This is a genomic window from Selenobaculum gibii (assembly GCF_030273445.1).
Taxonomy (GTDB): domain Bacteria; phylum Bacillota; class Negativicutes; order ICN-92133; family ICN-92133; genus Selenobaculum; species Selenobaculum gibii.
In genome coordinates, this window is record NZ_CP120678.1 from 1,559,768 (window position 1) to 1,585,330 (window position 25,563).

The 25,563-nt window shown below is 35.9% G+C and carries 26 protein-coding genes; 1 reads left to right on the forward strand and 25 read right to left on the reverse strand.

Translation table 11 applies throughout. The features are described from left to right. Positions 1–2 precede the first annotated feature (2 nt). The 18 genes from floA to gpr form a co-directional block, all read right to left on the reverse strand. Positions 3–947 carry a flotillin-like protein FloA gene (gene floA, locus P3F81_RS07505; RefSeq protein WP_434064770.1) on the reverse strand — a complete coding sequence of 315 codons (945 nt, stop codon included), beginning with the start codon at positions 945–947 and terminating at the stop codon, positions 3–5. Positions 948–1,026: 79 nt separating this feature from the next. Beyond that, positions 1,027–1,665 (reverse strand): NfeD family protein, encoded by a 639-nt coding sequence (locus P3F81_RS07510; RefSeq protein ID WP_147669913.1) that lies wholly within the window; start codon positions 1,663–1,665, stop codon positions 1,027–1,029. A gap of 153 nt (positions 1,666–1,818) precedes the next feature. Next, positions 1,819–2,271, reverse strand: coding sequence for a GatB/YqeY domain-containing protein (locus P3F81_RS07515; RefSeq protein WP_147669912.1), 453 nt, complete (start codon positions 2,269–2,271; stop codon positions 1,819–1,821). A 23-nt stretch (positions 2,272–2,294) separates the two neighbouring features. Next, positions 2,295–2,474: a 30S ribosomal protein S21 gene (gene rpsU / locus P3F81_RS07520; protein ID WP_019553266.1), complete on the reverse strand. Its 180-nt coding sequence runs from the start codon at positions 2,472–2,474 to the stop codon at positions 2,295–2,297. 88 nt (positions 2,475–2,562) lie between these two features. Next, on the reverse strand, positions 2,563–2,910 hold the full coding sequence (locus P3F81_RS07525) for a histidine triad nucleotide-binding protein (RefSeq protein WP_147669911.1): 348 nt from the start codon (positions 2,908–2,910) through the stop codon (positions 2,563–2,565). 91 nt (positions 2,911–3,001) lie between these two features. Then, the gene (mtaB, locus tag P3F81_RS07530; protein WP_147669910.1) at positions 3,002–4,303 is read right to left on the reverse strand and encodes a tRNA (N(6)-L-threonylcarbamoyladenosine(37)-C(2))-methylthiotransferase MtaB; all 1,302 of its coding nucleotides are present in this window, start codon (positions 4,301–4,303) and stop codon (positions 3,002–3,004) included. Positions 4,304–4,324: 21 nt separating this feature from the next. Next, positions 4,325–5,071 (reverse strand): 16S rRNA (uracil(1498)-N(3))-methyltransferase, encoded by a 747-nt coding sequence (locus P3F81_RS07535; RefSeq protein WP_147669909.1) that lies wholly within the window; start codon positions 5,069–5,071, stop codon positions 4,325–4,327. Between the two features lie 2 nt (positions 5,072–5,073). Continuing rightward, entirely contained in the window at positions 5,074–6,012 is a 939-nt protein-coding gene (gene prmA / locus P3F81_RS07540; protein WP_147669908.1) for a 50S ribosomal protein L11 methyltransferase, read from the reverse strand. Positions 6,013–6,083: 71 nt separating this feature from the next. Further along, complete coding sequence (dnaJ, locus tag P3F81_RS07545) at positions 6,084–7,220, reverse strand: molecular chaperone DnaJ (RefSeq protein WP_147669907.1); 1,137 nt, start codon at positions 7,218–7,220, stop codon at positions 6,084–6,086. 104 nt (positions 7,221–7,324) lie between these two features. Beyond that, the gene (gene dnaK / locus P3F81_RS07550) at positions 7,325–9,166 is read right to left on the reverse strand and encodes a molecular chaperone DnaK (protein WP_147669906.1); all 1,842 of its coding nucleotides are present in this window, start codon (positions 9,164–9,166) and stop codon (positions 7,325–7,327) included. A 46-nt stretch (positions 9,167–9,212) separates the two neighbouring features. Further along, a complete protein-coding gene (gene grpE, locus P3F81_RS07555) occupies positions 9,213–9,779 on the reverse strand; it encodes a nucleotide exchange factor GrpE (RefSeq protein ID WP_147669905.1) in 567 nt (188 codons plus the stop codon). A gap of 25 nt (positions 9,780–9,804) precedes the next feature. Next, positions 9,805–11,361 (reverse strand): TCP-1/cpn60 chaperonin family protein, encoded by a 1,557-nt coding sequence (locus P3F81_RS07560; RefSeq protein WP_147669904.1) that lies wholly within the window; start codon positions 11,359–11,361, stop codon positions 9,805–9,807. 73 nt (positions 11,362–11,434) lie between these two features. Further along, a complete protein-coding gene (gene hrcA / locus P3F81_RS07565) occupies positions 11,435–12,466 on the reverse strand; it encodes a heat-inducible transcriptional repressor HrcA (protein ID WP_147669903.1) in 1,032 nt (343 codons plus the stop codon). Positions 12,467–12,570: 104 nt separating this feature from the next. Next, entirely contained in the window at positions 12,571–13,710 is a 1,140-nt protein-coding gene (gene hemW, locus P3F81_RS07570) for a radical SAM family heme chaperone HemW (RefSeq protein ID WP_147669902.1), read from the reverse strand. A 13-nt stretch (positions 13,711–13,723) separates the two neighbouring features. Further along, on the reverse strand, positions 13,724–15,520 hold the full coding sequence (lepA, locus tag P3F81_RS07575; protein ID WP_147669901.1) for a translation elongation factor 4: 1,797 nt from the start codon (positions 15,518–15,520) through the stop codon (positions 13,724–13,726). An 87-nt stretch (positions 15,521–15,607) separates the two neighbouring features. Then, on the reverse strand, positions 15,608–15,844 hold the full coding sequence (locus P3F81_RS07580; RefSeq protein WP_147669900.1) for a hypothetical protein: 237 nt from the start codon (positions 15,842–15,844) through the stop codon (positions 15,608–15,610). 14 nt (positions 15,845–15,858) lie between these two features. After that, on the reverse strand, positions 15,859–16,878 hold the full coding sequence (gene spoIIP / locus P3F81_RS07585; protein ID WP_309320790.1) for a stage II sporulation protein P: 1,020 nt from the start codon (positions 16,876–16,878) through the stop codon (positions 15,859–15,861). Positions 16,879–17,089: 211 nt separating this feature from the next. Beyond that, positions 17,090–18,061 carry a GPR endopeptidase gene (gene gpr / locus P3F81_RS07590; RefSeq protein ID WP_147669898.1) on the reverse strand — a complete coding sequence of 324 codons (972 nt, stop codon included), beginning with the start codon at positions 18,059–18,061 and terminating at the stop codon, positions 17,090–17,092. A gap of 175 nt (positions 18,062–18,236) precedes the next feature. Between gpr and rpsT the strand changes: the two genes are divergently transcribed. Continuing rightward, complete coding sequence (gene rpsT / locus P3F81_RS07595) at positions 18,237–18,503, forward strand: 30S ribosomal protein S20 (protein ID WP_147669897.1); 267 nt, start codon at positions 18,237–18,239, stop codon at positions 18,501–18,503. A gap of 126 nt (positions 18,504–18,629) precedes the next feature. Here the strand turns inward: rpsT and holA are convergent, their stop codons facing one another. The 7 genes from holA to P3F81_RS07630 all read right to left on the reverse strand — a co-directional run bounded on the left by holA (position 18,630) and on the right by P3F81_RS07630 (position 25,555). Further along, positions 18,630–19,655 carry a DNA polymerase III subunit delta gene (gene holA, locus P3F81_RS07600; RefSeq protein ID WP_147669896.1) on the reverse strand — a complete coding sequence of 342 codons (1,026 nt, stop codon included), beginning with the start codon at positions 19,653–19,655 and terminating at the stop codon, positions 18,630–18,632. 73 nt (positions 19,656–19,728) lie between these two features. Next, the gene (locus tag P3F81_RS07605) at positions 19,729–20,133 is read right to left on the reverse strand and encodes a hypothetical protein (protein ID WP_147669895.1); all 405 of its coding nucleotides are present in this window, start codon (positions 20,131–20,133) and stop codon (positions 19,729–19,731) included. 352 nt (positions 20,134–20,485) lie between these two features. Continuing rightward, positions 20,486–22,543: a glycine--tRNA ligase subunit beta gene (gene glyS, locus P3F81_RS07610; protein WP_147669894.1), complete on the reverse strand. Its 2,058-nt coding sequence runs from the start codon at positions 22,541–22,543 to the stop codon at positions 20,486–20,488. Continuing rightward, positions 22,536–23,420 carry a glycine--tRNA ligase subunit alpha gene (gene glyQ, locus P3F81_RS07615; protein WP_147669893.1) on the reverse strand — a complete coding sequence of 295 codons (885 nt, stop codon included), beginning with the start codon at positions 23,418–23,420 and terminating at the stop codon, positions 22,536–22,538. The genes glyS and glyQ overlap by 8 nt, the downstream gene beginning before the upstream one ends. A 343-nt stretch (positions 23,421–23,763) precedes the next feature. Beyond that, positions 23,764–24,516 carry a DNA repair protein RecO gene (recO, locus tag P3F81_RS07620; protein ID WP_147669892.1) on the reverse strand — a complete coding sequence of 251 codons (753 nt, stop codon included), beginning with the start codon at positions 24,514–24,516 and terminating at the stop codon, positions 23,764–23,766. Between the two features lie 24 nt (positions 24,517–24,540). Next, positions 24,541–24,684 carry a YqzL family protein gene (locus tag P3F81_RS07625; RefSeq protein WP_147669891.1) on the reverse strand — a complete coding sequence of 48 codons (144 nt, stop codon included), beginning with the start codon at positions 24,682–24,684 and terminating at the stop codon, positions 24,541–24,543. A 223-nt stretch (positions 24,685–24,907) separates the two neighbouring features. After that, positions 24,908–25,555 (reverse strand): DUF502 domain-containing protein, encoded by a 648-nt coding sequence (locus P3F81_RS07630; protein ID WP_147669890.1) that lies wholly within the window; start codon positions 25,553–25,555, stop codon positions 24,908–24,910. Between the last annotated feature and the right edge of the window lie 8 nt (positions 25,556–25,563).

Below are 25,563 nucleotides of genomic sequence, written 5' to 3' on the forward strand. Positions count from 1 at the left end.
AACTACCTATTTTGAGGCAGTTCGCCTGGATTTGCTTGCGGACCAGCCTTACTGATAGCTTCACGCATTTGCGTATCAGCAGTAATATTATTCATATTATAATAATCCATCACACCAATTCTACCTTCACGAAGCGCTAGTGCCATAGCATGCGGAACCTCAGACTGCGCTTCAACTACTTTAGCTTCCATTTCTTGCGTGTAAGCCTTCATCTCTTGTTCTTTTGCTACAGCCATCGCGCGACGTTCTTCGGCTTTCGCTTGAGCTATGCGTTTGTCAGCTTCAGCTTGATCAGTCATAAGTTCTGCACCGATATTACGCCCTACATCAACATCGGCTATATCAATTGATAGGATTTCAAATGCTGTTCCAGCATCTAATCCTTTTGAAAGAACCGTTCTAGAAATATGATCCGGATTCGCTAATACATCTTTATGATCATCGGATGAACCAACTGTAGTAACAATACCTTCACCAACTCTAGCGATAATTGTTGCTTCACCAGCTCCACCCACTAATCGGTCAATGTTTGCGCGCACAGTAACACGTGCTTTGATTTTTAATTCAATACCATTTTGAGCAACCGCAGAAACAACAGGTGTTTCAATTACTTTTGGATTTACGCTCATTTGTACAGCTTCTAATACCTCACGACCAGCTAAATCAATTGCAGCTGAACGTTCAAAAGGCAATGGAATCTGCGCGCGATGTGCGGCTATAAGTGCATCAATTACTCGATCAACATTTCCCCCCGCTAAATAATGTGCTTCAAGTTGATTTACACTCACATCAAGGCCTGCTTTGTTTGCTTTTATTAGTGGCATAACAATGTATGAAGGTGGTACCCTTCTCAATCTCATTCCTACCAATGTAAAAATTCCTACTCTAACCCCTGCTGCAATTGCTGAAATCCAAAGACCTAACGGTACAAAATGCAAAAAAACCATAATTGCAACAACTGCAACCACTAAAATTAAACCTGTCCCAAGTAATACATCCAATCTTCAATTCCTCCATTTCTTTTATTTAATCGAGTTGTCTTACAACAATTCGACTACCAAATACAGCAACAACTTTAACATTTGTGCCCTTTTCAATATAGCTTCCCTCGGAAACAACATCGATTTTTTTATTTTCAATAAGCGCTGTCCCTGAAGGACGAAGTTCTGTTAAAATAACACCTGATTTTCCAACTAGAAATTGATGATCATCAGCACTAACATATCCAGCTGTAGATGTTTCCATATCCTTTAAAACAACCTTTGACCACAATTTACTTGATGGAAGCTTTTTAACAATAAAACCAAAAAGAATCAATGATGCAATTATACTTATTACTAACAAATATATTGCCGTGCTGTCTCCACCTAGAGCCATAATAAAACTATATAAAACACAAATTACTCCTATTCCTGCAAATAAACCAATACTTGGTGTTAATAATTCAATAACAACAAATATGATTCCTACTAAGAAGAGAGCAATTTCGAATAAACTAACCAATCCCGTCATAAATTGACTGGCAAAAAATACGCTGGCAGCAATAAGACCAAATAATGCACCTACTCCCATCCCCGCTGTTTTTATCTCAACAAGTAGCGAAAGAAAAATAATCGTCATTAAAAGTATTTTTATGACAGGTAATGCCATAAACTCTGTTTGCATATGACCTTCCCCCCTTTTTGCAAATAAAGTATATAAACCTTATCAATTACTTCTTTAGTATATTCCACAAGTATAATTAAATTCCTCTATCTACTAGAAAGACTATATTTAGACAAAATAAAATCCGATGCTCAATTCAGCATCGGATCAAATTTATTGATTTAAAAATTCACGCACAATGGTATTAACAAGCTTGCCATCTGCACGACCTTTTACTTTTGGCATCAATACCGCCATAACTTTACCCATTTCTTTAGCAGACACAGCACCTGTTTGCGCTACTGCATCACTGACTAAAGCACGAATTTCTTCTTCAGTTAGTTGTTGAGGAAGATATGGCAATAATATTGCAATTTCTTGTTCAAGCTGTTCAACTAAATCTTGACGATTTCCTTTCTTGAACTCTTCCATCGAATCCTTGCGCATTTTTACTTCTTTAGCGACTATATCAAGAACTTCATCATCATTTAGTTCTTTTTTACTGTCAATCTCAACTTTTTTTATCGCGGCACGAACCATGCGAATAACGGAAAGACGTTGTTTACCAGCCTCTCTCGCTTTCATAGCCTGCTTCATGTCTTCAGTCAATTGCTCTTTAAGAGACATTTCAATTACCTCCGAAACGAAATTTAAGCCTTAAATTTGCGTTTACGTGCAGCTTCGGATTTTTTCTTACGTTTTACACTAGGTTTTTCATAGTGTTCACGTTTTCTAACCTCAGCAAGAGTTCCAGCCTTTTGGCAAGTACGTTTAAATCTGCGGAGTGCACTATCGATTGTTTCGTTTTTTCCAACTTTAACTTCTGACATCTATTTCTCCCCCCCTCCACTCGACATGGGAGTGTACTGCTTAACTACACCTAAGTATTATACATGAAATATAGTTTTATTGTCAACCTTAACCTGGCGGCCAATTCATTGATCGGCCACCTAAAATATGAAAATGCAAATGATCTACAGTTTGCCCACCATCTTCTTTGGTATTAGCAACTAAACGAAATCCTTTTTCATCAATTCCTTGATCTTTTGCAATACGTGGAATGACATTTGTCATGATATTCACCATCAATTGGCTATCTTCGTTCGTTACCTCAAGGAGGCTGGCAATATGTTTTTTCGGTATAACAAGAATATGAACTGGAGCTTCAGGACTAATATCATGAAACGCCATTACCATTTCATCCTCGTATACAAATTTCGCCGGAATTTCTTTATTGGCAATTTTGCAAAAAATACAATCCATCATGCACAAGCACCTCCTTTCAAACTACACGATCAGTTATACGTTGATATAATTCGTCCTCTTTTTACATTTCCCTGCTAAAACTTATAATCTTTTATTCGACAATTCGTTTTCCCCACAAACCATCTTTATATATTTTTTCTAAATATACTTTGTATATTTCCCCCGTATGAACACTATCAGAATCTACATAGACACGAATATAATTGTCAGTTAGGCCATCTGTAACCTCGTTATGTTTCGTTTCAAATAACACCTGTACTGTTTTGCCTACAAAAGTCTTATGAAATTCCTGCGCCTTTTCATCCGCTAATAATTGCATGCGATGCACACGCTCTTTTTTTTCATGCTCATCCACTTGATTCGGGTAAGAGGCTGCTGGTGTCCCCTTTCGTTTTGAATAAGGAAATACATGCATTTTAGAAAAATTCATTGTTCGCACAAAATTTAAACTTTGTTCAAATAGTTCTTCTGTCTCACCGGGGAATCCAACAATAATGTCTGTAGATATAGCAATGTTGGGGACTTTTTCAAACACATGATTTATCAATTCACGATATTCAGCTACTGTATAATGACGATTCATTGCTTTTAAAATATCATTTTGGCCTGCCTGCAAAGGTAAATGCAAATGCGAGCAAAACCTATTATCAAGAGTAAAAAGTTCAAGCAATTCTGGCGATAATTCAATGGATTCTAAAGAACCTAACCTTAATCTTTTTAATCCTTGGATAGATAATACAGTCTTAACTGCATCTACTAAATTTATATTATCCTCTAGATCACGTCCATATGCCCCTAAATGAATTCCTGTCAAAACAATTTCCTTAAATTCACCCTCTACTAATTTTTCCGCTTCTTTTTTTATACTCTCAAGTCTTCTTGAACGTAAAGGGCCTCTAGCATAAGGAATAATACAATATGTACAAAAATTTGTACATCCTTCTTGAATCTTAAGAAACGCACGAGTTCTACCTGGAGACTGAAATAGAGGAATATCTTCAAATTCTTTTGCTTTCATAATATCTGTAATGGCATTAATAACGCCTTCTTCTTTTGCTGCTCGTTCCACTAACTCAACAATTTTATGGCGTTCTTTAGTCCCTACAATAACTTTAACACCTTCAATTTCACTCACTTGATCAGGTGCTATCTGAGAATAACATCCAGTAACCGCGATAATCGCCTGTGGATTTAAACGCATTGCACGACGAATTAATTGACGTGATTTTTTTTCGCCTAAATGCGTAACTGAACAAGTATTGATTATATAGAAATCCGCATGTTCGTCAAAATCTACGATTTCATAATTACGTTTTTTAAATAAACCTTCCATAGTTTCGGTTTCAAACTGATTTACTTTACATCCTAAAGTAGTCAACGCAACTCGTGGCAAAAAATTCACCCCTCACTTCTTTTAACCTTTCATCATTGCTCCTAAGTCACCTTTTTCATACATGACTATAGCAGATGCTGCAATTGCCGCAGTTTCTGTTCTCAAAATTCTTTTTCCTAAGGTAGCTATTTTTAATCCAGCCTTTTGGCAAATCTCAACTTCATTTTTAGTAAATCCACCTTCTGGACCGATTAAAACAAGAAATCTATTTGCCAAAGATTCTGCAAGAATTTTTTTGATTGGTTCCTCAGCTTCTCCTTCATAACACATCAAAGCTTCAAGATTACTATCGATATTTTCCAAAAAGATTTTCAATTCCGTAACGGATTCAACTGTAGGAAGAATTGTTCTCCCACATTGCTTTGCGGCTTCATCTGCTATCTTTTGCCATTTTATTTGCCGTGCCATTTTCTTTTTTTCATCATATTTTACAACACAGTTTTCACTGACAATTGGATAGATTGTACTGACACCTAATTCCACAGCTTTTTGTACAACTAATTCCATCTTATCTCCTTTAGGCAGACATTGCGCTAAAATAAGTTCAATCGGCGATTCTGTATTATTATCTAAAACTTCTTTTACCTCAGCAATAACCATTTCATCGCTAATTTCAATGATAAATGCCTCCATAACTTTACCACTGCCATCTACTACAATTAATTTATCTCCTAATTTATAGCGCAATACACGTCTAATATGGTGCGCATCACTGCCGTCAATCTTTATCTTATCTTCTACGACATCGGCAACAAAAAATCTTCTCAAAATCAGTTTCCTCCATTATGGATTACCATTGCCACCCAGCCGCCTTCTTCAATAACACGATCAACTGTTAAGCCATGATCAATCACAGCTTTTGTTACATCACTGAGGCGATCAGCGATAATACCACTAGCAATCATCGTTCCACCTAGCTTTAGTCTATTTGGAATATCATCAAGCAAACGAATAATAATATCCGCAATAATATTGGCAATAATAACATCCGCCTTGCCATCTACATTTTTCAATAAATCACTCTGACCTGTCGTAATAATATCACTTACATGATTCGCTTCTATATTTTCTTTTGCAACACGTACAGCTACAGGATCAAAGTCTACTGCCGTCACTTTCATCGCTCCAAGTTTTGCAGCTGTAATTGCTAAGACCCCTGAACCTGTCCCAACATCAAATACTTCCTGCCCACCTTTGATAATCTCTTCTAAAAGGCGAATGCACATAGAAGTTGTATGGTGCGTTCCCGTACCAAAAGCCATTCCGGGATCAAGTTCAATAATAATATCATCTGGACTAGCATTATACTCTTCCCAAGATGGTTTGATTACAATGAGATCCCCAACTTTAATCGGATGAAAATACTCTTTCCACGTTGTTGACCAATCTTCATCTTGAATCTCTGTGCAGTTAATATCACCAAGACCTTTATCAATATTATGCCCAGCCAATTCATCTACCCGATTTTTAAACACCGCTAATTTATCATCGAGTTGCTCATCCACAGGCAAGTAAGCTTTCACTGTAACGATTTCTGTATTAGTTGCTTCTGGTATATCGGTATAATCCCAAGCACCTGAGGCACGATACTCGTTTACAAGTGCCGGATCTTCAATTACAACACCACTTGCTCCTACCTCATGAAAAATCTCTGCAATCACTTCCGTTGCTTCATGGGTTGTTTTAATACTAATTTCTGCCCATTTCATGAAAATCTCTCCCTTAACATCATTTGCCTTAGACGAGCAATGCCGAGGTTATCTGCCTCGGCTAACTGCTACTAAATATTAAATATTTTTTTGAACCAGCTTTTTTGCTCAGGATTCACACTTTCACCTGTGGCTTTAGCGAAATCTTTCAGCATTTGTTTTTGTTGTTCATCTAATTTTTGCGGTGTCAAAACTTTAATTTTTACATGTTGATCACCACGGCCTTGCCCTCTAAGATATGGAATGCCTTTATTTTTAAGACGTAAAATTGTACCAGATTGAATCCCTTCAGGGATTTTCATCTTCACTTTTCCATCTAGTGTAGGAACTTCAATTTCATCGCCCAATGAAGCTTGAACAAAGTTAATTGGCACTTCACAAATAACTTCTGTACCTTCACGAGAGAAAATTTTATGTGGTTTTACAAAAATGTATACGTATAAGTCCCCTGCTGGACCACCACGCATACCAGCTTCACCTTCGCCTGAAATTCGAAGTCTAGAGCCATTATCTACACCAGCTGGAATTTTTACGCTGATCTTGCGTTTTGCGCGTTTCTTCCCTTTACCACCACAAGATTTGCATGGAGAGTGGACAATTTTCCCTTCCCCATTACAGCGTTCGCATGTTTTCATATTTACCATTCTGCCAAATGGTGTATTTTGTGCAAATTGCACTTGTCCAGCTCCTTTACATTGCGGACAAGTTTCTGGATGTGTTCCAGGGGCAGCACCACTACCATGACAAACTTCGCACTCTTCAGTTCTTGGTATACTGATTTCAGTTTCTTTACCAAAAGCTGCTTCTTTAAAATCAATTTCTAAATCATAGCGTAAATCAGACCCACGTTCCGGTCCTGGACGACGAGAACCGCCAAATCCACCTTGACCGCCAAAAAACATATCAAAAATATCTCCGAAACCGCCACCGCTAAAGCCTCCGAATCCACCAAATCCGCCTTGACCACCACCTGCACTGCCATCAAACGCTGCATGACCAAATTGATCGTATTGCGCTCTACGCTCTGCATTTGATAATATTTCATAAGCTTCATTTGCTTCTTTAAACTTTTCTTCTGCTTCTTTGGGATTTTCACGATTCATATCGGGATGATATTTTCTGGCTAGTTTTCTAAACGCTTTTTTGATTTCATCTTCTGATGCCGTTTTCGATACACCAAGCACCTCATAATAATCGCGTTTACTCACTTTACACCATCCTAAACTATCGTTCTGTAGTCATTTGACTCCGACCAAATAAATAAGTCGGAGTCAAATAGCTAATCTACTATCAATTTAATGTAACTTTACTATTATTTCTTTTCATCGTCAACTACTTTGTAGTCTGCATCCATAATATTTTCATCTTTTGGAGCTTGTTGAGCGTCATCCTGTGGATTTTGTCCTGGAGCTGCAGCACCTTCAGCTGCTTGATATGCAGCTGCACTCATTTCGTATAAAGGTTTTGTTAAAGCTTCTGTATCAGCTTTGATTGCGTCAATATCTGTACCTTTTAATGTTTCTTTTAATTTTGTCACAGCAGCCTCAATCTCAGATACTTTAGCTTTATCGGCTTTATCTCCTAGATCTTTAATTGTTTTCTCCGCTTGGTAAATTAAAGAATCTGCATTATTTCTTGTTTCTATTTCTTCTTTACGTTTTTTATCATCTGCAGCATGAACTTCTGCTTCTTTTACCATACGATCAATATCGTCTTTATTCATACCACCGGAAGAAGTAATCGTAATTTTTTGTTCTTTTCCTGTTCCAAGATCTTTTGCAGATACATGAACAATACCATTCGCATCAATATCAAATGTAACTTCAATACGAGGTACTCCTCTTGGAGCTGGTGGAATGTCGGACAATTCAAAGCGCCCAAGTGTTTTATTACCAGCTGCCATTTCACGTTCCCCTTGCAATACATGGATATCAACAGATGGTTGATTATCCGCAGCAGTTGAGAATGTTTGACTCTTAGATGTAGGAATTGTTGTATTTCTTTCAATAATTTTTGTACAAACGCCACCCAATGTTTCAATACCTAAAGAAAGTGGAGTTACATCTAATAGCAATACGTCTTTAACTTCCCCAACAAGTACACCAGCTTGAATAGCAGCACCAATAGCTACACATTCATCAGGATTTACACCACGATGAGGTTCTTTTCCTAAGTTTTTCTTAATCGCCTCTTGAACAGCTGGAATACGGCTGGAACCGCCAACTAAAATAACTTTATCAATTCCACTTGCTGAAATACCCGCATCTTGAAGTGCTTGACGAGTTGGTCCCATGGTAGCTTCAACAAGGCTAGCTGTTAATTCATCAAATTTTGCACGAGTTAATGTTAAATCTAAATGCTTTGGACCTGTCGCATCAGCTGTGATAAACGGTAGATTAATATTGGTAGATAATACACCTGACAATTCAATTTTTGCTTTTTCAGCAGCTTCAATTAAGCGTTGTGCAGACATCTTATCTTGAGATAAATCAATACCAGTTTCTTTTTTGAATTCGGCAACCATCCAATCCATTACACGTTGATCAAAGTCATCACCACCAAGACGGTTGTTACCGTTCGTAGCTTTTACTTCAAATACGCCATCACCAAGTTCAAGAATAGATACATCGAAAGTACCGCCACCCAAGTCAAATACTAAAATTGTATGCTCTTCACCTTTATCTAAACCATAAGCAAGTGAAGCAGCTGTTGGTTCATTAATAATACGAAGAACTTCAAGACCAGCAATTGTACCAGCATCTTTCGTCGCTTGACGTTGGCTATCATTAAAATATGCAGGAACTGTGATAACAGCTTGAGTTACAGTCTCCCCTAAGTAAGCTTCCGCATCAGCCTTTAATTTTTGTAAAATCATTGCTGAAATTTCTTGTGGTGAATATTTTTTATCATCAACAGATACTTTATAATCAGTACCCATATGTCGTTTAATAGAACTAAATGTATGGTCTGGATTTGAAACAGCTTGACGTTTTGCTAGTTGACCAACTAAACGTTCGCCCGTTTTCGAGAATCCTACAACAGATGGGGTTAAACGACTTCCTTCTGTATTCGTAATAACGGTAGGTTCTCCACCTTCCATAACTGCAACTACCGAGTTTGTTGTACCTAAGTCAATACCTATTACTTTTGCCATAATCAAAAATCCCCCTTGCAAAATATATCAATTTTTTATTTGAATATTAATTACCTATTACCTTAACCATACTTGGCCTAATTACGCGACCTCGTACACTATAGCCACGTTGCAACTCTTCAGCAATTGTATCATCTTCCTTAGTTTCATCAGCAATACGCATAATAGCTTCATGAAAGTTAGGATCAAACTTTTCACCAACAGCTTTAATCGGTTCTAGACCATTTTTTTCAAGAGTCGCTATAAATTGTTTTAAGATCATATCTACTCCTGCTTTAAAATTTTCTCCATCTGCACTTTCTACCGCCAAAGCTCTTTCAAAATTATCAAGTAAAGGTAGCAATTCTTTTATCAAATTTTGTGATACAATTGCTGATAGCTCTTCTTTTTCCTGACGAGTACGCCGTCTAAAGTTATCAAAATCGGCCTGCATACGTTTTAGTCTGTCAGTACTTTCCTGAACAAGCTTATCTTTTACATCTAATTCTTGTTTTAAACGTGTAACTTCTGCATTTTGTTCTGTTTCTTCTGGTTGAATTTGTTCTGTAGACTCATTTACTTCAGCTTTTCTCGCTAAATTTTCATCTACAGGGTTCTTTATTTCTTCAGCCATTAAAAATTTTCACCTCTTTAAATTATCAGTCAAGTAACTCTCCCTGACCTTTGCATTTCTTTTTTCTTATAATCGTGCCTATTCTTAAAATTGAAATTGCAATTTCACCAGCACTCTTTATAGCATAGTATTTTACTAATGCTGGATCAACTATTCCCTTGGAAATCATATCAGTAATCTTACCATTATCACAATCAACTCCCAATGCTCCATTTTGTTTGTCAAATTGAGCACCGATGACTTCCTCCACTTTTTCTAATGGATGATATCCAGCATTTTTTATTATTTGAGACAATGGAGCCTTTAACGCTTGCACAACGCATTCAACTCCATAGTCAATCATCCCTGCAAATTCCTTTTTACGGCTTTTTAAGTTGCGTGCTAACATAATTTCAGCAGCACCGCCCCCCGCAACATATCCACCTTTTACAGCAGCCTGAACACTTGAAGCAGCATCTTTCGCAATTCGCTCTTTTTCACCAGCAATTTGTTTCGTCGCTGCACCAACTAATATTGCCGCTGTCGGTATTCCTTTGCCGCCAAGAACGCGAACTTGCTGTAATTTTTCATCTTCAATTACAGATTCGGCATAACCTAAATATTTTTCTAACTCACTGAGTGATTTTTTTAACCCAGTTCTTTTTAGCTTGCGGGCACCAACATGCTCTGCTACCCGATTTAGGATTTCGTTTTCCACACGTCTTAATATCATAACGCCTGCATCTGTTAAAACTTCTTCAGCATCAGAATTTACTCCACGGTCAACTAAAACGAATTTAACACCTAAATCAATAATTTTTTGTAAATTCTCTTTAAATTCAGCTTGCTGTTTCATGTATTGCTGAAATCCACTTTCAGTTCCCAAAGCTTCACTGCTCATTGTTTCAATCTCTAAAGCATCATCAATCACTAAAATCTTAACCGATTCTAATGTATGCGGCATCTCAGTATTCATTCGCTTTTGATGAATCAATACACCACCAAAAACTTCATTTTCTACACCATTTTGTGAATACACGATATCTGACAGTTTAAACTTTGCATCACAAAGCTTATCTTTTCCTATAAGCTTTGCCGCTTTTATGACCATATCCGCAACATCATTATATTTGCGCCCAGCAATTATAGCAATATTGTATAAATATGGATCATCTAAGGAGACCACTTTATGACTACAGCTTTCTATTAACTCTAAGGATGATTGAATTCCATAGGCAATTCCATCAATTAATTTGGCTACAGGAACACCCCGAATAACTTTATCTAAGCCTTCTGAAACTAAACTGCTTGCAACAATCGTCGCTGTCGTCGTTCCATCGCCAACTTTCTCCTGCTGATTTTTAGCGATAGCAATCATCATTTGCGCGGCTGGATGATCTACTTCCATTTGCTCTAAAATCGTCACGCCATCATTCGTAACGATTACACCACCATCACGATCCACAAGCATTGTATCAAGTCCTTTAGGACCAATTGTGCCCTCTACTGCACTTTTTACAGCCCGAATTGCACTTACATTAGTCGTCAATGCCGCTAGTTTGTCTTCAACTTCAGCACTGCTTTCCGCTTGCTTCAACGCCATTAATTATAACCTCCAAAATCATCAGAGTTTCATCATTTCTACACTAGAAATTATTATGTACTATAGGCAATGCCTATAGTTTGTATTGTGTTAATATCTTTTCTAAATTGTTGTGCATAAATTCTAATAGTGACATTACTTTGCCATATTCCATCCTCGTTGGTCCAAGAACAGCAATCGAGCCAATGACTTGCCCCTCTAATTTATACGTTGCACGAATGATGCTACAATCCTTAATTCCACTATACTTATTCTCTTGACCAATTGTCACGATAATCCCCTGCTCATTTTCATGAGAGTTTAATAAATCGCATAAGAGCTGCTCCTCTTCAAGCATATTAAGAAGATTTTGCATTTTTTCGACATCACGAAACTCTGGCTGGTTTATTAACTGTGTAGTTCCGCCCATATAAAGGCGTTCCTTTTTTTCAACTGTCAGCGCACGAGCAATCATATCAATCGCACACTCAAATAAATCAGTATCAGCCATAACTTCCGCTTTAATTTTTCTTAATACGGATGGCTTAATAGATTCCAATGAACGACCTGCTAAATGTTTGTTAATAACACCAGCAATCAATTGTAAATCTTCTACTGCCGCACCTTTCGGTATCGTCATCAATTTATTTTCAACGAAACCAGCATCAGTCATAATAACAACAATCACACGTTTTTCATCAAGTGGTAAAAATTGCAGATACCTAAAATTTGCCTGTGATAACTGTGGCGCTAAAACTAAAGAAATATTTTTTGTCAGCCTTGATATAATCTTAGCTGTTTCTTGAAATACTTCTTCAGCACGCTTGGCTTTTGCCTTATACCAGTTACTGATTAAATTCATTTCATTTTCTGTAATAGCCTCAGGAGCTAACAAGTCATCAACATAGAGCCGATACCCTTTTACCGAAGGAATACGCCCAGACGACGTATGAAGCTGTTCCAGATAACCAAGCAATTCTAAATCAGCCATTTCATTGCGAATTGTCGCCGAACTTACCCCCAAGTCATATTTACGGGCAATCGTTCTTGATCCAATAGGCTCTGCGGTGGAAATATAGTCATTAATAATCGCACGAAGAATTTTCTGCTTTCGTTCATCAAGCATCTTCCCACCTCCTATTGTTAGCACTCTACACCAGTGAGTGCTAATGTCTAATTAGAAAATACCACTCATTCATACGATTGTCAAGGCGTTATTATTTATTTTCTTTAGGAATCTAATAAAAATTCACAAAAAACCTGGTTACCATATTTCATTCCTAAGGAAGTTAAAAAAATTTGTCCATTCAATTCGGATAGTAATTTTTTTCTTTTTAAATTTTCAATAGTATCTCCATACAAATCTTTTAATTCATATCCAAAGGTATCCATAAATTCTCGGCAACTAATTCCCGTTTTTTTTCTTAACCCTAAAAAACAAAACTCTTCCACTTTATCTTTATGACTAAGAAGTTCTTCGTGCGCCACTGCATTACGTTCCCATTTTATTTTTTGTATATATTTTTCAACCTGCTGTTCATTATAAAACCTTTTATTTTGAAAACAAGAATGTGCTGCTGCTCCCAGTCCTATATACGGCAAACACTGCCAATATTTCAAATTATGACGACTTTCAAAACCAGCTTTTGCAAAGTTAGAAATTTCGTAGCGCTCAAATCCAAATTCCGGCAACTGCTTCATTACAAATTCATACATTTTATCTTCCAATGTTTCATCTGGCAAAAAAAGTTTATTTTGTTCTTCTAATTTTGCAAAGACTGTTCCCTCTTCCACTTTTAACCCATACACAGAAATATGCTGAATTGGCAACTTTATAGCCTCTCTAACACTGTATTCCACCTCATCCAGCGTTTGCTTCGGCAACCCATACATCAAGTCTAAACTAATATTTTTAAATCCAACACTTGCCGCGTCACAAACAATCTGCCGTGCCTCATCTGCCGTATGAATACGCCCGATTCTTTTTAAAAGAGGATCTTGAAAGCTTTGCACACCAAAACTTATCCTATTTACACCAAATTCATATAGCCTGTATAATCCTTCTCGGTTTATCGTTTGTGGATTTACTTCTATCGTAAATTCGACATCATTTGTTAGCTTAAATTTTTTTTGTATCGTTTGTATCAAATTCGTCAGCAGGTGTATCGGCAATACCGTTGGTGTCCCACCGCCAATATAAACTGTATTTATTGAATAGGCAGATAAAAGACCGCCCTGTAAAGCAATCTCGCTAGACAAGGCGGTTATATATTCATCTTGGAGTCCTTCCTTATTTGCATAGGAAGGAAAATCACAATAAAAACATTTTTGCTGACAAAATGGAATATGCAAATATAAACCTAATTGCATCTTCTCACCTTCATCAATCAATTTTTAAAATAGCCATAAATGCTTCTTGTGGTATTTCCACGCTACCTACAGACTTCATGCGTTTTTTACCCTCTTTTTGCTTTTCAAGCAATTTACGTTTACGTGAAATATCTCCACCATAACATTTTGCCAGTACATCTTTACGCATCGCTTTGACCGTTTCGCGTGCAATTACTTTATTTCCTATTGCCGCCTGAATCGGAATTTCAAACATTTGCTTCGGAATAATCCCTTTTAATTTTTCAGCCAATTGACGTCCTCGATATGCAGCCTTGTCTTTGTGTACAATCACTGACAATGCATCAACAGGTTCACCGTTTAATAAAATGTCCAGTTTCACTAATATAGAAGTCTGGTAATCCGTTAACTCGTAATCAAGTGAAGCATAACCTCTAGTGGAGGATTTTAAGCGATCAAAATAATCGTAAATAATCTCACTTAAAGGGATATGATACGTAATCATTACGCGATCGACATCAAGATATTTCATATCTTTAAATTCGCCACGTTTTTCTTGCGACAATTCCATCACGGCACCAACAAAATCATTAGGAACAATAACTGTTGCTTTAACATACGGCTCATCAATATGATCAATTTCTGTTGCCGGTGGTAGATTCGCTGGATTATCAATTTTAAGTATTTCACCATTTGTTTTATATACTTGATAAATTACGCTTGGAGCTGTTGTAATGAGCCCTAAATTATATTCGCGTTCCAACCTCTCTTGGATAACATCCATATGAAGCAATCCCAAGAATCCACAACGGAAACCAAAACCTAAAGCAATCGACGTCTCTGGTTCAAACAATAAAGATGCATCATTTAATTGCAGTTTTTCTAACGCATCTTTTAAGTTGTCATAATCAGAGCTATCCATTGGATAAAGACCACAATATACCATAGGGTTTATTCCACGGTAACCCGGTAAAGGCTCTTTTGCGGGTTTTAGTGCATCGGTAATCGTATCACCAACACGAACATCTTTTACATTTTTAATACTTCCTACTACAAATCCAACTTCGCCGGTACTAAGTTCACCGATATTCGCTAAAGCGGGACGGAAAATTCCCACTTCAGTAACTTCAAACTCTTTATTGGTCACCATCATTCTAAGTTTCATCCCAGGCTTTATTTTTCCATTCATTACCCGTACATAAGCAATAACACCTTTATATGCATCAAAATGAGAATCAAAAATCAACGCGCTTAGCGGTGCATTTTCATCGCCTGTCGGTGCTGGTACCTTTTCAACTATTGCATCAAGAATCTCTTTGATACCAATACCAGCTTTTGCACTGGCAAGTACAGCCTCAGATGCATCAAGTCCAATCACTTCTTCTATTTCATGTTTTACTTTATCCGGATCTGCACTTGGCAAATCAATTTTATTTACAACAGGGATAATTTCCAAATTATGTTCCAATGCTAAATATACATTGGCTAAAGTTTGTGCTTCAATTCCTTGCGCCGCATCAACAACTAAAAGAGCCCCTTCACAGGCAGCTAAACTACGTGAAACTTCATAAGTAAAATCAACATGTCCTGGTGTATCAATTAAATTAATTTGATATGTTTCTCCATCTTTGCCCACATACTCTAAACGAACTGCTTGTGCTTTAATTGTAATCCCACGTTCTCGTTCTAAATCCATCTGATCTAAGACTTGTGCTTCCATTTCTCGTTTTGATAATGTTCCTGTATATTCAATAAGACGATCGGCAATCGTTGATTTTCCATGATCAATATGAGCAATAATAGAAAAATTGCGGATATTTTTTATATTCATTTTTTCCTCCTGTACCTAAAACTGCAAACACTTCTTTAAATTATAGCATCTGCAAGATACCAACTGCAAGTATCACATCTATTCCTCTTAATACGGTTTTACCTTTTCTATAATTTGTTCCATATAGCGATTGCCCTCAAGATAGATATCTAAAGTATTTTCTTCGACTAAATCATAATACTTTTTGGCTTCTTCCTCAATAATTGGTTGATTTAATGTTAACTTATTTAATTGCATTTCAGCTGTTAAAATACCAACACTTACAAAAATAATAAAAATCACCATTCCTAAAACTATTTTAAAATCAAATGTGTTCTTTAACATCAAATCGACCTCAATTATTTGTTTTCTTGAATAATTTCGCTTAGAATATCTCCTAGTAAAAACATTGCTTGTTCGCCTTCCTCCAAACTCGTTTCCTGACTACCAACTTCTAACAATAAAGCATGCGGATGTAAATGCTGATTATAACGCCAATCAACCAGTTGTATACTTTTTATCAAATCGGGATACTTTGCATCGCATTTAGTTTTTATTAATTTTGCAAAGGCGTAGTTTTCTTCCCAATGTGGTTGTGGTAAATCTGCCTGTCCTTGCGCCACAATAATCATAATTTGAGCTACATTTTTTCCTTGAATTGTCGTTACCACATTTGCCCTTTTATCAGCATCACGATGCACATCAAAAATCATTTCAATAGATGGATTTTCTTTAACAATTCTCGTTACTGTCTCCTCAGATTTACCATACGCTTTCATAAAGCTTGGATAATCATGAATCGTTTTATCATGTAAAGTAACAATATTTTTTTGTGCTAATGCTTGTACCAAAGCATCTCCAACTTCAACAATCTCACCAGTTTGCCCTCCAGGTGCATGAGCCACCCCAGAACTCGGAATAAATGATTCTGCTGTATGTGTATGATATAAAGCAACAATTGGCTTACCTTTAGGAATTGTTTTTATCTTATCAAAATTCGGCAAAGCTGACGTATTTGAAGCAATCGCCGTCGTTGTCTTCACCGTAGCTAACACTGGAATTTCAGCCCTTATTAAAGATCGAATATCTTGTCTATCAATATTCGTAACAAGTCTTATCATATTAAATACACTTTGTCCCATTCCATTTTCCGATTTAGCCCCGTCTTTATTTACGGTTTCAATTCCAGGGATACCATAAGATAAAACTTCATACCATTTTGTATGTGTAGAGACAAACTGATTTCCATAAGCCGAAGCACTAGCAGGTACAGAATCCTCAATATAGTTTTGATATAATGTAGCAATTAAAAGAAACACTGCAAATACATTTATAAAAATTCGTCGTTTACTGGCCCATAATAGTTTTCGCCTTTGCATCCTAGTCACAAAAACAGCCTCCTACTTAAAGAATCTCTTGTCCATTGACTAACGTGTCATTTAGTTAAACACTATCTGCCAGCCTGTAGATTCCTTCTCTCTTTAGTGCCAAGTAATGCCTTCCACTAAATAGATTTATCATTTTTGTCCACATAAGATATATATGCAAAAGCCATCATAATATAACTAATAATATTCATTAATAAATTACCTAAAATTTCAAATATTGCGAAATGTTTTCTTCATTAATCACAGGATGCAACACTTCATTAATTGCACTAGCAATTATTTTAGAAATATCATCCATTAACCGATCAATCTCTTTTGGAGTCACCATTAAATCCCCCAAACTTTCAGGTAAAATCTGCCTAACAATAACCTGTTGTTCCGTTGGGGACAATTTTTCTAAACTTTTAAAATATCGTGCAAATTCAGCATATTCTTTTAATGTATTTATTGTATCCATGGCAATTGTGGAAGCGTGAATAACTGTTGGAACACCTATTGCAATCACAGGTCTGCCTAATGATTCTTCATTTAATCCAAATCTTTTATTACCAACACCAGACCCTGGATGAATTCCTGTATTAGCAATTTGAATCGTTGTATTAATTCTTTTGCTTGAAGCAGCAGCCAAAGCATCTATTGCTATGATAAGATCAGGTTTAACTTTTTCAACAACACCTTGAATAATTTCTGCCGTTTCCATTCCTGTAATTCCTAAAACACCAGGAGCTATCGCACATACTAAGCATACATCATTTTTTATCTCCTCAGTCAACATATCACCTAAATGACGGGTAACAAATAGTTTCTCTATAGCTTTAGGCCCTAATGCATCAGGCGTTACATGACGATTTCCTAACCCAACAACTAACACAGTTTTATGTTGATTAGCATCTACGATTATTTTTAATTCATCGGCTAATAAACGAGTAATTTTTTCGTGTAAGACTGGTATATTCTCTTTAATTCCCTGTGCTTCTATCGTAATATATTTTCCTTTAGGTTTTCCTAACGCTTTCTCAGCTTCATGATTCGTTACATCTACGCGAGTGATTAAAACATCCTCGTCTGTGCTTGTCACCATTTCCACTCCTGGAATATCATGAGAAATGCGTTTCGAAAGCATTTCTCTCGCCTCAATGGCTAAATCTGTTCTAAAATCTAAAAATTCCTGCATAAAAATCCTCCTTTATAAAAACTTTTCGACATTTTCAAAGTTTTAATTGACCAAATTTAAAAATTTCGCTATACTATTTTTTAGTTTGTGTGTTTATTTAACAAATCATGCTTGCTTTTTAGATAAGTACATGCTAGAATATCTAGGTAAACAAACCCTTAAGGAGGTGAACCACTTGCCAAATATTATTTCATCCGTACGTAGCGTAAAAACTGACGCTGAACGTCGTGCAAAAAACTTCGCTGTGAAATCAGCTGTTAGAACTGCTTCCCGTAAATTAATTGAAGCTGTTGAAGCTGGTAAAGCTGATGAAGCTAAAGCCCTCCTTATTGAAGCTACTAAAACGATTGATAAAGCTGCTGCTAAAGGTGTTTTCCATAAAAATGCTGCTGCTCGCAGAAAATCCCGTTTAGCTCGTAAACTTAACGCTTTAGCTAAATAATTTACATTGTGTAATTAAAAGCCTATTCACTTTAGTGAATAGGCTTTCTTACTTTATCTTTCCTAAAAAATCAATACATATACATATATACTTAATGGCAGACAGAAATATTTCCGTCTGCCATTTTTATTCACTGCACAAATTAATAATAATTCTTTCTAATGCTATACAATCAGCTTGACTGGATTTTAATTGATAATCCACTTCGGCTAAATCTATCAACACTTGTTGCAGCACTTCCTGTTTAAAAGATCTGCTTTTCTTCATTAATCTTTCCGCAATAAAAGGTACCACACCAAGGCTTTCCGCAATCTGTCTACTCGTAGCGCCTTGTCTTAACAACACATTTACTTGCAATAATTGTCTAGTATGTCGGCTTAACATCGTAATTAATCTCAACGGATGTTCTCCTGCAATTAATTGTTCCTCCAACAAAACCAATGCTTGCTTTAACTTCTTTTCACTAATTGCATCAAGCATTGCAAAAATAGAAACCTCTGGGATGCTACTAAATACTTTGATTAAATCCTCTTTTTCAATTCGCGTTTTATCAGTATATAGCGTTAACTTTTCAAATTCCTGTTCGAGATATCCCAATGAAATTTGTGCCATCACACTAGTTGCTTCTATAAAGTATTCATAAGCTTCACGAGAGAATTCCCGGTGAATCTCATATAATTTATTTTGCAGCCAATCTTTAATATCACGAGCTTTTATCGGCAATGCTTCCACATGTATTCCATGCTTATCAATGGCTTTATAAAGCTTTCTTCGCTTATCTATTTTGTCTACGGTCACCAATAGCAATATGCTATATGTCGGCATATCACTAAATAGCTGTATCAATTTTTCTTCATTTCTATTTGCTTGTTTCTCATTTGCATTTTTTCGCTCTTTAAATAAAGTACTATTACGCACGATAATTAAGTTTTTTTCACTAAAAAACGGCATTGACTCCACTGAATTTACAATTTCATCAACACTTGCTTCAGTGCTTAATATTTGTACCCCATCAGTGTTATTTCCTGGAAATGTTTTTTTTATCACAGCTTTTTCAAACTTATTCGCTAGATATGATTCTTCGCCACTAATTAAATAAAGCGATGAAAGCTCTTTTTTCTTTAAATTTGCGATTGCTTCAAAATAATTCATTATAACTCTCCATATTAATCAATATTAATAGCATACCATAAAATAATAGCAGGTAAACTAAAAAGTTCACCTGCTATTTTTTTATTTTTTTATTTGAAAGCTGCGCTATTAGCTCATCTATTACTATCTCATTAATCCGATTAAATTCTTGTGAATCATTATAATCTACATTCAATTTTTCAGCTTTTTCAATAATTAATTTTTGAAGATTATCTTTAGCAAAAATATTTCCTAACCGTCCCGATCCCTGTTTCGCAACACTATATGTATTTTCAAAATCATTTTTCTTGACTTTATAAATTTCTGTACACACCCTATTAGCTAAATCACTTTTAATGCCATGTTCCTTAACTAATAGCTCTTGAAGCAATACTGAAGCCACAGCTTTGTAATTGTACTTCATTCCCTGATACTTAATAACCGCAATAACAATAACACCTATAATACATATTCCTAATCCCATTACTGTAGTATCCACAAATCTACCTCTTTTCTCATAGTATTGTATCGAAATAATTATACAACATTTTACAACAAGCAACAACCCTAAGTTATAAAATACATTATATATTCCACTACTGTTTTATTGGCATAGAGCAGCATCTAAAGCATATAACTAAACTTCTCTGTATTCCACTTAAAATTAAACACTATTTAGAATGTTAAATTTTAATTTATTTTTCTTTTGAATTTTTAGATATCAAGTAAAAAACAGCTGCTCTAAAACTCTCAAATTTTATATGAGAGCTAAGAGCAGCTCAATCTCTAAGCAAGGGGATTAGGGTTCAGATAGAGTAAAAAAACTATCTGAATCAAATCAACTTGATAGCTTATACAATTTTACTAAAATCAGCAACTTGATTTACCATATTTGTGATACTGCTTAATAAAGCCAAACGATTTGTTTTGATTGCTTCCTCTTTATCCATAACCATAACGTTGTCAAAGAAGGTATCGATTGGTTCGATTAAATCCATCATTGCATCAATTGCACCAGCATAATCTTTTCCTTCGATTAGACTTTCAACCGCACTATTAACGGATACATATGCTTGATAAAGATTTTTTTCTTCATCTGTAATAAACAATTCTGCTTTTACAATTGCAGCTTCTGCTTTTTTCGCAAGATTTCCCACGCGAACAAAGGCTTGAATTGCTTTTGTCATATCGCGTTTTTCAATTTCAGCAGTCACAGCAATTGCCTTTAAATACACATCATATATATTATCCATTCCCGTAGCAAGAACTGCATCAATAATATCATAACGAATATTTTCATCCGTTAATACATTTTTGATTCGTAAACGGAAGAACTCTTGAACATCCGCAATTAATTTATCTCGTTTTTCTATATCAGCAATCGATAATAAATTCATAGTTTCTTCAACAAGCCCCGCTAAAGAGACATCATATTTACCATCAATCAAAATATTTACAATTCCTAATGCTTGCCGACGTAATGCATACGGATCTTGAGAACCGGTTGGAATCAATCCGCGGCTGAACGTTGCCACAATATTGTCAATTTTATCCGCAATACTAATAAATTGACCAGCTACGCTTGCAGGCAATTCATCACCAGCAAAACGGGGCAAATAATGTTCATAAATCGCTTGTGCTACTTCTTTAGTTTCACCGTTTAATAACGCATATTCTCTCCCCATAATGCCTTGTAATTCTGTGAATTCACAGACCATACCTGTAACTAAATCCGTTTTTGCTAATTTCGCACCACGTTCAATCGTTACTAGTGCAGATTGATCCGCACCTGTATGTTTGACAAGAAAAGCAGATAATTTAGCTAAGCGTTCAGCTTTATCATAAATCGTTCCAAGACCTTCTTGGAACACTATTGTCTTTAATTTTTCCAGTCGATCAATCAACTTAACTTTGCAATCTTCTTCAAAGAAAAATTGTGCGTCAGCAAGTCTAGCTCTAAGTACACGCTCATTCCCATGTTGTACAATTTCTAAATGTTCTTTTCCACCATTTCTTACGGTAATAAACATCGGCATAAGAGATCCATCCGCTGCTTTCACAGGGAAGTAACGTTGATGTTCACGCATCGGTGTGATTACTGTTTCAGGTGGCAATTTTAAATATTTGTCCTCAAAATTACCACATAAAGCTGTTGGATATTCAACTAAGAAAACAACTTCTTCTAATAAATCTTCGGAAATTTCAGCATTTCCGCCTTTACTTTCTGCCAATTCCAGAATTTGTTTTTGAATCATATCACGACGTTTATCTTGATCAACAATTACAAATTCTTTTTCTAATGTTTCCACATAAGAATCTGCATTTTTGATTACAATATCTCCTTGGCTAAGGAAACGATGCCCACGAGATACATTACCAGTTTTTACTTCCGCAACTGAAAAGTCAACAACCTCATTGCCAAATAGTGCAACAATCCATTTGATTGGACGAACAAACTTCATATCTAAGTCAGCCCAGTGCATATTTTTCGAAAAGTTTAAGCTATGAATAATCTCTGGTAAAACAGTTGCCATCATCCCTGAAGTTTCTTGTCCAACTTCATGTACCATCGCATAAACATAACCATCTTTGACAACTAAATCTTTGACATCAACTTTTTGTCCTCTAGCAAAACCCATACCAGCCTTTGTCGGATTTCCTTCCGCATCAAAAGCAACCTTTATTGACGGCCCTTTGTTTTCACTTGAGATGTCTTCTTGCTTATCTGCAACATTTTTTACAATCAAAGCAATCCGACGAGGCGTTCCATAAGCTTGCACTTCATCAAACGCAATACGAAGTTCTGCAAATTTATTTTTTGCTATTGTTTCTATTTGATTTAAAATTCCTGTCATAAATCTTGCGGGAATTTCTTCTGTACCAATTTCTAATAATAAATCTTTACTCACTTGCTTTACCTCCTTTTAACAAAGGATAACCTAACTCTTCACGTTGTTTTAGATATCCCTGCGCACATAATCTAGCCATATTACGAACTCTACCGATAAACGCTGTACGTTCGCTTACGCTAATCGCTCCACGTGCGTCTAGAAGGTTAAATGTATGTGAACATTTCAATACATAATCATAAGCTGGTAATACAAAACCCGCTTCAATAACACGAATTGCTTCTTTTTCATATTTATCAAATAACTCAAATAATAAATCAGTGTCAGCAAGCTCAAAATTATAAGTAGATTGCTCTACTTCATTACGATGGAATACATCTCCATAAGTAACACCATTTACCCATTCTAAATCGTATACATTTTCTTTTCCTTGAATATACATAGCAAGACGTTCCAAGCCGTATGTAATTTCCACAGATACTGGTTTTACATCTACGCTACCTACTTGTTGAAAATACGTAAATTGAGTAATTTCCATACCATCAAGCCAAACTTCCCAACCAAGTCCCCATGCACCAAGTGTCGGAGATTCCCAGTTATCTTCAACAAAGCGAATATCATGTTCTTCTGGTTTGATTCCAAGCTTTCTAAGACTTTCTAAATATAATTCTTGAATATTATCTGGTGATGGTTTCATAATGACTTGGAATTGATGATGTTGAAATAAACGATTCGGATTTTCTCCATAACGTCCATCCGCTGGACGACGAGAAGGCTCTACATAGGCAACATGCCAAGGCTCAGGCCCTAATGCACGCAAAAATGTAGAAGGGTTCATCGTCCCTGCACCTTTTTCCACATCGTATGGTTGCGATAAAATACAATTTTGCTTCGCCCAAAAATTTTGTAAAGTCAGGATAATGTCCTGAAATGTCATAAGAAAAATTCCTCCTTTAAATTAAAGCCTCGTTTTGACCTTTGCTACAAAAACAAAAATCTCGTCCCTGTAACATACATTGTTACAGGGACGAGATATACATTCCCGCGGTTCCACCCTGATTGGCATATTGCCCACCTTATAAATATTGTGAGGTTTACTCGCTTACGCTTTCCTCTCACGGCTTGGGAACGCCTTCACCTAAATTGTCAAGCTTTCACTATCCTCGACTCGCTAAGATTAGGATACTACTTTCCTTCATTGCCTTCATCAAAACTAAGACTAAATCTACTATATACCCATTGAGTTTAACAAATTGCACATACTTTGTCAATTCTTAACCCTATGTATGAACTTTTGGCAACTCTGCCAACTGCTGAATAAATTCAAGTGATTTTAACGGCTTTTCCAGAATAAAATGCAAATAATCAATCAATAATTTCTCCACTTGCATTAGTACCGCTCCAGACACACTAAAAGATTGCGGCTCTTCCCAATTTAAAGCTAATAGCTGGTTGATAAAGTCACGCATTTTTAACGAAAAAGAAATCTGTGGCAATTCCTTACATGCTTCACATACGATACCACCCTTACTCAATGAAAAAAATGAATCAGTTGCTATATGCTTTCCACATACCACACATTGTTCGTAATTCGGCTGGTAGCCTGTATATTCTAAAATCCGATATCCTGCTGCTAAGGCAACTAATCGAGGATTTCGTTTAGAAAACAATTGAAAAGCATTAAGTAGTAAATCATAAATATGCGGCTCCGGATGACGCTCTGGACAAACTTCATTTACCACTTCCGTCAAGAAAGCCGCATATGCCATACAATCTAAATTTTCCCTTAGCTGCTTAAACGTTTGCTTAGTTTCACATTGTTTTATTGTATCTAAACTATTGCCCCCCATCACCTGCAATTGCAGATGACTAAATACTTGCATGCCACCTGCAAGCGGACTTCTTGGTCGACGGCAACCATAAGCAACAGCTGCTATTTTCCCGAATTCTTTTGAAAAAAAATTTACCATTTTATCTGCTTCACCCCAATTGCGAACAGATAAAATCAAAGCTTCAGTTGCATATTGCGCCATTTTTACCTCAACCCATAAAACTAATTACTTATTTGGTATTTGTTCTAAATCATCTTTTTCTTTAGGCTGGTTATCAGCGAAATTAGTTGCACAATTCCGATACATTAAATACGCTTCTATTTGTCCAGTATTTTGAAAAATATCCCACATGACATTTCTAAGTAACACTAAACAACACCCCCGCCAAAGTTTATAGTTTCTCTCTCTCTCTACTACTCTACCAACGGAAACAAATTTAAAATTCGCCTAAACAAAGCGCCTATGAAAAATTATGATTCTATAAATCCCTACTAATAGCATAGCCTATTTTGATAAAAATATAAAGAGGATTTTAGCAAAAATTTTCCCAATTTCCATACAAAAATCTCCTATAAGTATAAAAGACGAATATTCATGAAAAATACTTTGCATTTTTAATCGCATCTTTTATATATTGATTATAATTACCTGCATCACTAATATTTTCCATTTCTTTTGTTGGCATTACCGAACCGGCTGTTAAAGTGTATTGTAATGCACTTTCTACACTTACATCAAGATAGATGACATCCTTTTTAGGAATAAGAATATTGCTTCCTGATGTTACATTTAAGCTCCAAGGAATAAATACGCATACATATTCATCATCAAGCTTCTCTGTAATTGCTTCAGATAAATCTGCCATAATAAAACCAACAGCTTTTACTCCTTGATGCGGATACGGAACAAGCACTGCCTGTTTAAATAAATTCTTTGATTCAAAAACAGCACTGGATAGATGCTTAACACTATTATAAATAAATTTCACAAACGGAATCTTACCAACAATAAATTCACCAAAATGAATAAATTGCTTCATAATCCAGCATGAAGACAACCATCCAATACATAAAATAAGACCTATAACTGTAACAAAGCCAATGCCAGGCACATCAATTGGGATATATTTTCCCAAGACACCTTCTGTAAATTGAAAAACTTCAACAATAACTAAAATTGTAATTGCAATTGGTACGATTACTAATAATCCATTAATAAAATATCGCGATAAAAATTTCATTTATTCTT